The organism is Enterococcus sp. BSD2780061688st2 D3 (assembly GCF_005844145.1).
Taxonomy (GTDB): Bacteria; Bacillota; Bacilli; order Lactobacillales; family Enterococcaceae; genus Enterococcus_B; species Enterococcus_B durans.
Map to the genome: position 1 here is coordinate 44,220 of NZ_SPHN01000009.1, position 12,810 is coordinate 57,029.

At 39.3% G+C, this 12,810-nt stretch carries 10 protein-coding genes; 7 read left to right on the top strand and 3 right to left on the bottom strand.

From position 1 onward, the window contains the following. Window positions 1–3: 3 nt before the first annotated feature. On the top strand, window positions 4–1,377 hold the full coding sequence (locus FGQ66_RS08705) for an APC family permease (protein ID WP_005879347.1): 1,374 nt from the start codon (window positions 4–6) through the stop codon (window positions 1,375–1,377). A 143-nt stretch (window positions 1,378–1,520) separates the two neighbouring features. Here the strand turns inward: FGQ66_RS08705 and FGQ66_RS08710 are convergent, their stop codons facing one another. Both FGQ66_RS08710 and FGQ66_RS08715 read right to left on the bottom strand, forming a co-directional pair. Further along, window positions 1,521–2,720, bottom strand: a complete 1,200-nt coding sequence (locus FGQ66_RS08710) for a toxic anion resistance protein (RefSeq protein WP_115235178.1) — start codon at window positions 2,718–2,720, stop codon at window positions 1,521–1,523. Between the two features lie 367 nt (window positions 2,721–3,087). Then, complete coding sequence (locus FGQ66_RS08715) at window positions 3,088–3,750, bottom strand: 5-bromo-4-chloroindolyl phosphate hydrolysis family protein (RefSeq protein ID WP_081135829.1); 663 nt, start codon at window positions 3,748–3,750, stop codon at window positions 3,088–3,090. Between the two features lie 227 nt (window positions 3,751–3,977). On the opposite strand from FGQ66_RS08715, the gene FGQ66_RS08720 reads away from it, so the two are divergent. The 5 genes from FGQ66_RS08720 (at window position 3,978) to FGQ66_RS08740 (ending at window position 9,700) form a co-directional block, all read left to right on the top strand. Next, window positions 3,978–4,550, top strand: a complete 573-nt coding sequence (locus FGQ66_RS08720; protein ID WP_016176934.1) for an NUDIX hydrolase — start codon at window positions 3,978–3,980, stop codon at window positions 4,548–4,550. Beyond that, entirely contained in the window at window positions 4,550–4,834 is a 285-nt protein-coding gene (gene macP, locus FGQ66_RS08725; RefSeq protein WP_081135834.1) for a cell wall synthase accessory phosphoprotein MacP, read from the top strand. The genes FGQ66_RS08720 and macP overlap by 1 nt, the downstream gene beginning before the upstream one ends. A gap of 15 nt (window positions 4,835–4,849) precedes the next feature. Then, window positions 4,850–5,542 (top strand): 5'-methylthioadenosine/adenosylhomocysteine nucleosidase, encoded by a 693-nt coding sequence (locus FGQ66_RS08730; RefSeq protein ID WP_081135837.1) that lies wholly within the window; start codon window positions 4,850–4,852, stop codon window positions 5,540–5,542. 12 nt (window positions 5,543–5,554) lie between these two features. Further along, window positions 5,555–6,106 (top strand): cysteine hydrolase family protein, encoded by a 552-nt coding sequence (locus FGQ66_RS08735; protein WP_138302220.1) that lies wholly within the window; start codon window positions 5,555–5,557, stop codon window positions 6,104–6,106. Between the two features lie 351 nt (window positions 6,107–6,457). Then, window positions 6,458–9,700 (top strand): right-handed parallel beta-helix repeat-containing protein, encoded by a 3,243-nt coding sequence (locus FGQ66_RS08740; protein WP_138302221.1) that lies wholly within the window; start codon window positions 6,458–6,460, stop codon window positions 9,698–9,700. A gap of 110 nt (window positions 9,701–9,810) precedes the next feature. Here FGQ66_RS08740 and FGQ66_RS08745 read toward each other — a convergent pair whose 3' ends face one another. After that, the gene (locus FGQ66_RS08745; protein ID WP_138302222.1) at window positions 9,811–11,718 is read right to left on the bottom strand and encodes a M13 family metallopeptidase; all 1,908 of its coding nucleotides are present in this window, start codon (window positions 11,716–11,718) and stop codon (window positions 9,811–9,813) included. Window positions 11,719–11,905: 187 nt separating this feature from the next. On the opposite strand from FGQ66_RS08745, the gene FGQ66_RS08750 reads away from it, so the two are divergent. Then, a complete protein-coding gene (locus FGQ66_RS08750; protein ID WP_138302223.1) occupies window positions 11,906–12,757 on the top strand; it encodes a dihydrolipoamide dehydrogenase in 852 nt (283 codons plus the stop codon). The last annotated feature ends 53 nt before the right edge of the window (window positions 12,758–12,810 follow it).

Here is a 12,810-nt window from a genome sequence, read left to right on the forward strand (position 1 = left end):
TCAATGGATTTGTTTCGTAAGAAGGAAATCAATCTCAATCAGACGAGTGGGATGAAGAAAGATCTTAAAACAACGGATTTGATCATGTTAGGTATCGGTGCAATCATCGGTACGGGAATATTTGTAGTGACAGGGGTTGCGGCCAATCAAAATGCGGGTCCAGCACTGTCACTTTCATTTGTCTTGGCTGCAATCGTTGTCATTTTATCAGGACTGAGTTTTGCTGAATTTGCCTCAAGAGTCCCAGTGATCGGTGGACCATATGCCTATTTATATGTGGTATTTGGTGAATTTGCTGCTTGGCTAACAGGCTGGCTATTGATTGGTGAATTTTTATTAGCTGTCTCATCCGTTGCTTCAGGGTGGTCAGGCTATGTCCAAGGCTTTTTACAGAGTTTAGGGGTCGGCTTGCCACATGCATTGACTGGGGGCTACAATTCTGAGAATGGAACTTATATCGATTTGATTGCAGTGCTTGTCGTGATTTTTGTCACGTATATCGTTTCTTTAGAAGCGAAAAAAGCATTACGATTGAACAACCTGATGGTATTCGTGAAGTTCGGCATCATCGCGTTATTCATCGTTGTTGGTATTTTCTTCGTTAAACCTGAAAATTGGCAGCCTTTTACACCTTTTGGCTTTTCTGGTGTCTTAGATGGAGCTGCTTTAGTCTTTTTTGCCTTTTTAGGATTTGATTCTGTGGCGATGGCAGCGGAGGAAGTGAAGAATCCGCAAAAGGATGTACCTAGAGGTATTATTGGGTCGATCTTGATTGCTACGGCACTCTATATTATCGTGACGTTGATCTTGACTGGGATCGTACCTTACACAGAATTAGGTGTAACAGACCCAGTGGCATTTGCGATGCGCTATGTTGGTCATGGAACGATCGGTGCAATCATCGCGGTTGGCGCGATCTTGACCTTACTCACCGTAACGATTTCGATGATGTATTCTTTAGCTCGCTTATTATTTGCTGTAAGTAAAGATGGACTATTACCTAAATTTATGACAGAAATCGATGAGAAGCATCGAACGCCTAGAAAAGCGACGTATGTAGCAGGGGTTGCAGCATTATTCTTTGCGGGCTTCTTCCCTTTGAACATCTTAGCTGAATTAACGAACATCATGGCGCTGACATATTTGATGCTAGTCAGCTTGGGACTTTTGAAATTAAGAAAAATGTTTGGAAAACCCAAAGCAGGTGAGTTCAAGGTACCTTTTGTCCCTATCCTGCCACTCATTTCAATTCTCACGTGTTTCATTTTGATGCTACGATTACAACCTATAACTTGGCTTGTTTTTGGCATCGTCATGGTGCTTGGTTTGATCATTTATTTTGGTTACGGGTATAAACACAGTAAGATGAATGAATAAAAGAGATGCCTTATTAGTGCTGATTCGAAAAAGCTATTTCTCGCCAACTATACGAAAAAAGAAGGGGAACGACAAGTTTTTTGTCATTCTCCTTCTTTTTATTACTAGATTGAATTTTCTTCTTCAAAGGAAGAGGAGCGAGTTTATTGTGTCAGATCCAATAATTTTTGTTTCAAGTCATCTTCCATGTTGCCTAATTCAACTTCTGCATGACGACGTTTTTCTTTTCCTTCTTGTTGAATACGTAGGGTTTCTTGGATTGTTTCAATCAAATCATTTTGAGTGGTTTGCAATGTTTCGATATCAACGATCCCACGTTCATTTTCTTTTGCAGTTTCAATAGCAGAAATTTTAAGCATTTCTGAGTTTTTCTTCAATAAGTCGTTTGTTGTTTCAGATACTTGTCTTTGTGCAGTCACCGCATCTTTTTGTCGAAGAAGCGTTAAGGCAATGACCACTTGGTTTTTCCATAGAGGAATCGCTGTAGCGATCGATGCTTGGATTTTTTCTGCCAATGCTTGGTTCGTGTTCTGGATCAAACGGATCTGTGGTGCTTGTTGGATCGTGATCTGTCTTGCTAAACGTAGGTCGTGTGTGCGTTTGTCTAAACGATCTAGAAACTGCGTATAGTCATTTGCAATCTGTACATCCATTTGATCTCCTGTTTCTTCCGCTTTTTTCATTGCTTCAGGAATGATCGTTGTTTGAAGTTCTTCCATCTTTAATTCACCGGCAGCGATATAAATATTGAGTGCATCGAAATAATCTTTATTTTTTTGGTAAAGTTGCTCTAACATCAAGTTGTCTTTTAATAAGCCATCTTTTTCTTTATCTAATTTAATAGAGATCTTGTCAATTTGTGCACCGATTTTTTGATATTTTGCAGTGACTTCATAAATGGATTGTTTGACTTTTCCGAAGACCCGCTGAAAAATATTTCCTTCGCCTGCACGCAGTTCATCTGGATTTGCTTCTTGAAGGCGGTACATCAATTCCGTTAAAGAATCACCAACCGGACCAATATCTTGTGCTTGGACATGGTTCAGCATCGATTGCGAGAATTCACTCAATTTTGTTTGGGCGGCAGAACCATAACTAATGACTGACTGCGCATCATTTGCATCGATTTTTGCTGCTAATTCTTTGGCTTGTTCTTGTCTTTCAGCAGGTAATTTATCAATTAGCCGTGTCGCTGTTTGCTGTTCTTGAAGCGCATTGATTTCGTTCTGTTGCGTTTGGGTCAATTTATCTGTCGGAGTAGAAAACGGATTGTTCAATAAGTCTTCTAACGTATCATTGACAGGGGTAATATCTTTCGGTTCGCTTGGATGATTGTTTACCATTAAAACTCCTCCTTGTGGTTCATTGAAACTACTTTCTTTCATCATATAAATAAAGTGATAGGAATGCAATCACGTGATAGTGGATCAAACATCCTATTTTGGATTTAAGTGACATATTTTTGCGCATAACGGGCGAATCGGATATAGAATAAATAAGAGAAGAGGCTGGGACAGAAGTGTTTAACTCCGAGAAATAAGAAGAAATTCACGAAAATTGCTTTTCAAATTTTTGTGAATTTCGGCTTATTTAAGAAGGAGTTGCTTCTGCTCCCACCGTTTATTCGTTTTTAGAGAATGAGACAAAAGTGTTTCTTACTTTTGTCCCACGCTCTTTCTGATTTAGGGGCTAAAGAGTAACGTACTGCCTCTATTGATTCGATTCTCGTTCTAGTTCATTATCTCGTTTTAAGCTTTGTTTGGCAATTGATAGCTCTACATCTAGATCATCTAGATCATCGGATACGAATTTTTGATAATCTTGCGCGATCAGACTAGCTAATTGATCGATGATCACTGCACTTTCTTCTAGTTTTGCATAAGTCTGTTTATTTTTGATCTCATGATCATTGATCTCGATATATTTATTGGTCAAATCAATTAGATTTGGCAAGTGTGTATAAAGAAACTGACTTGCTTCATGCAAACGATGGGGCTCTTTCACTAATTCTTTAAAGAGTGCCTTGGCTGCTTTGACCGTATCATGTCGAAGATCGATTGATTTAAGTTTTGCTGTTTGCTGCATATTTTGTTGTAGTTGGCTGATCTCTGTCTTTGTCTGATTCATTGTTTGTCTGAAAAAAGTGATTTCGCTTGGGGTCATCCCGCTTTCTTCGTAATGTGCTTCTAATTCTTTTGAAAGATCAGGTATTTCTGCCGGTCTTTTTTTCTTTTTGCTAGAACCGAATAGTCCCCAAATGATAAAAACTGTTCCTACTACCAGCAGTAGCGTGATCAAAGAATAACCACTCACACGGATATAAAAAAAAGCTATTAGTAAAGCTACTATCCATCGCCAATTTCGTTTTAACATATTAAGCCCTCCATCTTTTCTTACATTCATGAGTAACTGAATTCCTCTTATCATCTACATCCTTATTTTAGCACAATAGCTGTCATAAATAGTATCGGACTAAAGAAGGATTTTAAAGATTTAGAGAATTTCTAAGCTTTGCTATGGTAAACTAAATAGGACGATTCAAGAAAAATTGAAAAAATAAACGAAAGCAGTTATCATTACAAAAGAAAGCAGGGAAAGCGATGCTTAAATTTGAACAGTTTGAAGAAAAGACGATCAATCGTAAAGAAATCTATCATGGTGCTATCATCGACGTGGCATTGGATGATGTTAGATTACCAGACGGAAAAACGGCAAAGCGTGAATTGGTTTTTCACCCTGGCGGAGTGGGGATCATCGCTTTTGATACAGCTGACCGATTGCTCTTAGTAAAGCAATTCCGTAAACCATTAGAAAAAGTGATATTAGAAATTCCAGCAGGCAAAATAGATCCAGGTGAAGGACAGGAACCGGAGCGAACAGCTGCCAGAGAGCTCGAAGAAGAGACGGGCTATCGCCCTGGAAAACTGACGCATTTAACGTCTATGTATCTGTCACCGGGGTTTGCAAATGAACTGCTGCATATTTATCATGCAACTGATTTAGAAAAAATAGCACAGCCACTTGCGCAAGATGAAGATGAAGTTTTGGAATTATATGCTCTTACGTTAGAAGAAGCAAAGCAAGCAATGGCGGATCAAGTGATCTGTGATGCAAAAACGATTTATGCTGTTCAATATTGGGAATTATTGATGAAGGGAAGAGGGATCGGTTGATGGCCAAAGGACCGCTGATTACGAGAAGTGAACTACGTAGACGACAGCAGACGCAAGCCCAAGAATCACTAAAGAGGCAAAGAAAAGAAGAGGCCGCGTACCAACAAGAAGAAAAGAAGATCGCTAGTTTTTATCGTAAAGAAAACAAAAAAAATAAACCCATAACAAAAACGCGTGTCAGTGAACGTGAAAAAACAAAAAAATGGAATTCATTTTTGATGAAATCCTTGATTATTGTTATTGTACTATTGTGTGCTGTATTTTTAGCAGTGGCATTTATTTAGAAAGAAGGAAATGAAATGAAAATCGGTATTATTGGCGCTATGGAAGAAGAAGTAAAAATCTTAAGAAAAAATTTAAGTGAACCATTATCTTGGGAACGAGCAGGAGCATTATTTATTTCAGGCTCACTCGGACGACATGAGGTAATCGTTGTTCGTTCAGGAATTGGTAAAGTATTGGCATCAGTGACAACAAGTTTATTGATCCAACAATATGGTGTAAATATGGTGATCAATACTGGTTCTGCTGGCGGAATCGGTGAAGGCTTAAGTGTTGGTGATATTGTTATATCTGATAAAGTAGCTTATTTTGATGCGGATGCAACTGGATTTGGCTACGAACCGGGACAATTACCAGGCATGCCGCTATATTATGAAGCAAGTACTTATTTGCGAACAGAGATGGCTAAAGCAGCCAAATCAGCGAATCTTAATGTTAAAGAAGGGTTGATCGTTACAGGGGATACTTTTGTCGACTCGCCAGATAAAGTAAAAGAAATTTTGACTAATTTCCCAGAGGCACTTGCTTGTGAAATGGAAGGGGCAGCGGTTGGACAAACAGCTCGCCAGTTCAATATCCCATTTTTAATCGTTCGAGCAATGAGTGATACAGCAGATCATTCAGCGACACAAAGCTTTGACGAATTTATCGAAGATGCCGGGAAACGTTCAGCTGAGATGGTTATTGAATTTGTCAAACATCTTGTATAAGGAGAGGCTAATATGAAAGCTTTGATTTCGATAGATTACACGTATGATTTTGTTGCAGATGATGGAAAGCTGACGACCGCTAAAGATGGCCAAGCCATTGAAAACCAGCTGGTTGCACACACGAAAGACTTTATCGATAAGGGAGAGTTTGTCGTATTCGCAATCGATGGACATGATAGTGCAGATCATTTTCATCCGGAAAATCAGTTGTTTCCACCACATAACCTGATAGGCACTAGTGGCCGGGATTTGTTCGGCAAATTGAAGGATCTGTATGATGAAAATAAGCAACGAGAAAATGTCTATTGGATAGATAAGCGACATTATTCTGCTTTTAGCGGAACAGATTTGGATATCCGTTTACGGGAAAGAAAAATCACTGACCTTTATTTGACTGGTGTTTGTACAGATATTTGTGTCTTGCATACAGCGGTGGATGCTTATAATTTAGGCTATCAATTATTCATTTATGAAGATGCTGTTGCAAGCTTTGATCCAATCGGACATGCGTGGGCATTGAAACATTTTGAGACTACTTTAGGGGCGAAAATCATCCGAAAATAGGTTCTTCCACGCTGCATTCAATTGTCAGAGGAATGAAAATAGTTAACGGATTTCATGAAATGGAAGAAATTAGGATCGAAGTGTGAAACTTGAATTATTTTTTTGAACTTCTGCTCCCACCGTTTATTCGGAGTTAGAGTCTGTGGCAAAACTGATTTTTAGTTTTGTCCCACATTCTTCCTCTTTTGTTATGTTTTTCTAGGGTACACAGTCTTTATAAAGCTTATTTTGTGATGTTTAAATCTTTCGGAAATATAACTGTTGTTACTAATCTATTTTTTGTTGACATAAACTGAAAAGTACGTAATACTCCTAGAGTAAGCGCTTACTAATTTTCAGGGAGGTTATTTTTTGAAGACTAAATGGCAAACAACAGTTATACTAGCTTCAACTTTTCTTTTGGTAACGACACCTATGATAACCAGTGCCACACAAGCTTTAACAGAAGATCCTATTCTTATTGAAAATAATGCACACGTGAACAATGAAAGGTATAGCGATGAAGGGGAAAAAATGGAAGAAGCGAATCAACAAGCAGTAGATGACCAAAATACACAGAAAGTTGAAATAGAACCAGATCTTGAAACAGAACCAAATCTTGAACAGGAGTCGGTTGTTGAGGAACGTTGGCAAGGAGTCGTCTTCGGTGAAAGTACTAGTGCAAGCAAATATCAGATTGAGTCAACGGATAATAGCGTGCGGTTATCTTCCACGAATAACGGGGGAAAATTCCAATCTAGCGGGTCAGATGGTATCACGTATTATTATCATCCAGTAAGCAAAGAAACGAATTTTTCATTGAAGGCCACGATTGAGATCGAGTCTTGGACATACACGAATGCCCAAGAAGGTTTTGCGGTCATGGTCAGAGATAGCATCCCAAAATCAAATCTATTCGGGCAATCATTTTATTCTAATTCGTTTTCTTTATTGGGAAGTCGAATCGAGTATCTTTGGAATTCAGATACAAAAGAAGTAGTTAGTGGAAATGGCAGTAAATACACCATGCGATTAGGCTTGGGAAGCAGGACGATCACAGGGATATCTCCTGATAGTCCAGAATCAGCCCCAGCCCCTGGCAGTGTCAAAGTCGAAACAGCACCAATGGAAACTTCGGCTGGGCTACAGGAAAAAGAAGCTGGCTCGTATAATATTTTTGGTAATGGCAACGGTAATCTATTTCCAGCAACCGATAATCTAACGAAAATCTCTGTAGAAATGAAAAAAACGAATACAGGGTTTGAAGCCTATTACTATGACAGCAGCACAGGCAAAGAACTGGCAAACGAGATCATGTACGATTGGGAAGAATTGTATGGTTCTTCTGAAGAGGAAATCTATGTCGGTTTTGCAGCAGCACGAAATATGACGATCAAAGTGGATGAGATCGATCTGACTTTTTCAGATCCAGCAACCGATCCTCCAGCAAAAGAACGACCAAACAAAATCATCGAGCCAATCTATAGTGTCACGTCAAGCAACTATTCAGGAGATGCGAACCACGTGCTATCCTTTAAAACGAATGCGGACGGACAGCTGACGATCGTGAATCGACAAACCAATGAAATCATTGGTGAGGCGAAAGATATTGCCATTCAAGCAAATAAAGAACAACAATTTGAAACAAAATTAATGACCGGAGAAAATCATTTTACTTTTCGTTTTACACCAGACAAAAACTTTCCGCCGGAAGATTATACAGTGCTGGCGAATTATGATACTCAAGAAATCAAGCATACCGTGGTCCATCAACAGCACAGCTACTCTACGCTCTATGTCACACCAACGGGGACAGCAACTGGGAGTGGAAGTAAACAAAATCCCCTTTCATTAACGGAAGCACTCAAATATGCTAGTGGAGGCCAAATCATTGTCCTAAGTTCAGGGACATATGCTTTACCTAACGGACTCAGTATCCCAAAAGGTATCAATGGCACAAAGGAATTACCAATCTATTTGATTGCGGAAAAGAATAAGGAGAATCAGCGCCCTATTTTTGATTTTTGTGGCACGGGTAATGGGTTGACTGTTTGGGGCAACCATTGGATACTAAGAGGATTTGACATTACAAATAGTGCGGCGATGCAAAAAGGGATGCAAATCTCTGGTAATTACAATGTAGTTGAGGATATCCATGCATACCGCAATGGAAATACAGGAATTCAAATCAGCGGCAGCTCAAACGACCCGTTTGAAGCATGGCCAGCACATAACTTGATCAAAAATTGTACTTCTTTCGAAAATGCTGACCCAGGATTTGAAGATGCAGATGGGTTTGCGGCAAAATTGACAGTTGGAGAAGGCAATCTATTTGATGGCTGTATTGCCTACCATAATGCTGATGACGGTTGGGATCTATTTGCGAAAAATGAAACAGGCTCAATCGGGAAAGTAGTGATCAAAAATTCGGTTGCTTATCGAAATGGCTGGATTCCTGGGGTCAACGGAGAAGGGAATGGGAACGGCTTTAAAATGGGAGGTTCCTCACTCTCTGGAAAGCACGAATTGATCAATAGTCTTTCTTTTGAAAACTTGGCGAAAGGAATCGATTCCAATAGCGGAACGGACATCATCGTCAAAAGCAGCACAAGCTTTAATAATGGTTCATACAATGTTGCGCTCTATACTTCGTCAGCCAGTGAGACGGCTTTCGAAACATCAGGAATTCTATCATTTCGAACAACAGGGTTAGATATAAGGGAACAGATCCAACTATTGAAGCAAGAAAAAGAGGATGTTTTCCATGAATTGAACTATTTATGGAATGAACAGACAAAGCGCTCTGAAAATCATTTAGGCAGTCAAATTTTAGAGGAGTGGTTCGACCATCTAGACACTTCAGATGAAACGAAAGAACCGGTTTCTCGATATGAGAATGGGAGCATCAACGTCTTTGGATTGATGCAGATAAAGCCAGAATTTCGACGAACAGACGGAAAGAAAAACAACGGTGTTCCTCTTTCTGTGGGAGCTATTTTGGACGAAACAAGTTCACCATTCTCGGATTATCCAGTAGTTGAACTGGAAAAGGAGCGCGAACCAAATCAGACACAGCCGACAGAAGAGAACAATCCCATTATCATAAAAGAAGCCAATGGGATACGAGAAGAAGCGGAGAAACATATTACAGAACAGAAACCATTTACAGTGTGGGTAGCTGATTTTGCTCCAGCGGATCCGTTAGAAGCAGTTAAAGGCGACATGCGTTACTTTCCTGTTGAATGGCGTATCGATGAAGCTGGTATGTCCGGAGCTTTTTCGGATTCACTCGCTACAATATCTGCGCCTAGGCAGGGGGCATATGTTCTTTCTGTGTGGTACCGTACAGAAATATTTGATGGAATGACATGGATCAAGCACGCTGATAGAGTAAGTCAAGAGAAAAAAATCAATAGCTTAGCAGGAAAAACAACAGAATCAACTACCGATGAATCAGATAAAGGGAAAGAGACAGGGCAATCTAAAGAAAATGAAACAGACAAAAATAAATTGCCAACTACTGGTGAAAAAACGAATTACTTCATCACAGCATTGGGCGTAACGCTCATTTGTGCAGTCGTGCTTTACATGACAAGGAAAAAAAAGAAGGCATGATACGAATAACTTTGAAAAAATAAAATTTGTTAAAAAAGAGAACGAGGGCAAAAGTACAGAATACTTTTGTCCCTCGTTCTCTTTTTGGTCAAGGCATGTTGTTCACCATTTTACCAAATATGCACGCGTTTTTCTGGTTTTTGGTACATTTCATCTTGTTCAGTGATTGAAAAAGTTTCATAGAATTCATCAATGTTTTGTAGTTGGACATTGGCTCTTAGTTTAGCTGGCGCATGGACATCGATTTGTAAAAGTAATTGTTGGTATTCTTTTTTGGCTTTTGTACGCCAGATCGTTGCCCAGCTGACAAAAAATTCTTCAAATGAAAAATCTTTTTCAGATTTAGCAGCTTCTAAAGCACAGCTTAAACCACCAGCATCAGCGATATTTTCAGAAACGGTCAACTTACCATTCACAGTGGCATCTGCAAGTGATAAACCGTCAAATTCGTCAATCATCGCTTGGGCTTTATTTTGGAATTGTTCCAGATCTTCTTCTGTCCACCAGTTATTCAAATTACCAAATTCATCGAACTTGGCACCGTTGTTATCAAAAGCGTGTGAAATTTCATGGGCGATCACTGCGCCGATCCCACCAAAGTTTGCGGAACTTGATTGTTCTAAACTGTAGAATGGGGCTTGTAAGATAGCCGCAGGGAAAACAATGACATTTCTAAATGGGTGATAGTAAGCATTCACAGTATCTGCACTCATTTCCCACTCTGAACGATCAACAGGTTTATTCCATTTGCTAAAACGATCTTTAGCTTCGATTTTACTAAAAGCTAAGGCATTGGAGAGTAGTGTGCCGCCGTCTTCTGCAGTGACTGTTTTATATGCATCGAAACGAGCGGGGATGCTCTCAGGATAACCAACTTGAACACCTAATTTATCTAGTTTGATTATAGCTTTTTCTTTGGTTGCGTGACTAAGCCAGCTATTTTCTTCTAGACGTTTTTTATACACACGAATCATTTCTTTGATCATATTCTCTACGTCTTTTTTAGCAATCTCACCAAAATATTTTTTCCCATAATAGTCACCAACGACTTGGTCGAATTGTCCAGAAGCCAAATAGTACGCAGCTTTCTTTGGAGCCATTGCTTCTTCGGTACCGGAAAGTGTACGAGAAAAAATGCCGCTGACTTGTCTGAATTCTTCTGATAAATAGCTGCTTAAAGAGCGAACCGTTCGCACGATCATCCAACTTTTGATCAGTGGAAAATGTTCAGTCGTTAATAGTTCAGCTAAATGGTCAAAATATCCTGGATCAGTCACGATGACTTTATCTGGTGTTGTTCCAAGTAAGCCAACAGATAGTTTTTTTAAATCGATCGTAGCTGTATGACCAATAAATTCTTCAAATGATTGAGGATTGTACATTTTACTGTAGTCCGCATTTTCTTCCGCACTTTTTACATGAGGAGCAATCAGTTTATCGAATTGAATGGCTTGTTCGACGATTGCTTCAGCTTGACCTTTATCTTTTCCAGAAAGCTCCAATAATTGGACCATCATATCAAAGAACACGTTTAATAGTTCTGCACCATTTGGATGTTCTGGTGCGTAATATGTTTTATCAGGTAAGAATAAAGAAGGTGGATAAGCAAAAAAGGCATTTGTTTGTGCATTTTTCATATCCGCATCTACGTCAAGTGAAAATGGGAGGGGTAAACTATCAAGTACCCATTCTGGAAGTTGTTGGTTCAATGCATCAAATGAGTTGATTTTTTCAATACGTTCAAGCAGTGGAAGTAATGGTTTTTCTGCTAATTGATTTCTTCTATCATAATCATTTGCAATTTGGTAAAAGCGAAGAAAATGAGCCATTTTTTCAGATGGAACGAACTCGGGGTGTGCGAGTAATTCGTCAATTTCATTCATTAATAGGTCATCGATCCCAACAACCAATTCTTGGAATCCGCCAGTAACGGGTTTATCCGCTGGTATTTTGGCAGTTTTGAGCCATTCTTCATTTACTGCTTCATAAAAATCTTGTTTTAAAAGTTCTTTGTTCATTTACTCATCGCTCCTTTTTATTTAATGTTTTTATTATCGTATAAAATCACTGAATAAACAATGGAAAGGAATAGAAGTTTAGAAATAATGGGGATTTCTATGAAAAGAGAAGGCACTGTTCCCTAGTCAAACTGATTTGTTTTTGCCCCTATTTCCCTTATAATGAAAGAAACGGAGGTGATTGAGCTTGAAAAATAAAGTCGAACGATCTGCGTATCTTATAATAGATGGTGAAGCAAAGAGCGTGGCGGCGACAGAAAAGTTGCTCACGGATCAGGGACAGGTGTATCTAGCCATGATCTTTCAGAATGAAAGCTATCTTATTGTTGATCAGACTGGAAAGCCAGTAGAGTATTGCCCGACAGAAGATACGTACGTTGATGCTATTGGGCGTTCGACCATTTTTACTGCGATGGCAGAAAAGACAAGTTGTTTTTCTGAAGAAAATGATTTGCTAGAAAAAGCACTGGAATGGAATCGAACAAAAAAAGGCAAAGCATATCTGCTCGATTGTTGGGTGGGGGTACCCGCAAAACGTTTCGCTTCTTATAAAAAATGGCGCACACCTTCGGGCTATCTTTGCGGAACTTATGCAGCAGCTGTTTTACTTGCTTATTATCAAGACTTTCGCAATGAGTTATCACTTCCTGAAGAGATTCGAAAAAAAGGATCACCGATAGATGAGCCCCTCAGCAGTGAATTGAAAAAAATGATCCAGCCTTTAGGATTACCGACCATTCCACTTCAAGTAAGTGGTGGGCTATCGAGATTCTTGAAAAAAACAGACAATCCTTTTTCTGCTAGAAATACGATCATCGGTTCTTGGCAGCGGGCCACCAAAAGAATTCGTCAAGGAAAACCAGTGATGGTTGGGATTTTGAAGATACTTGGCAGTCCTTATGGTAATCATTGGGTGACAGCATATGCGTATTATGAATCTGTCTCTGGTGAACGTTTTTATAAAGTCCACGATAATTGGGGAGATTATCAACGAATAATTCCTGCAAGTTGGGGGAATGGAACAGTCTCCCTTCCGTAATTATTTGCAGAAATTACCAGAAAATATTGGCAAAGTATGTTAAACTATCGAAG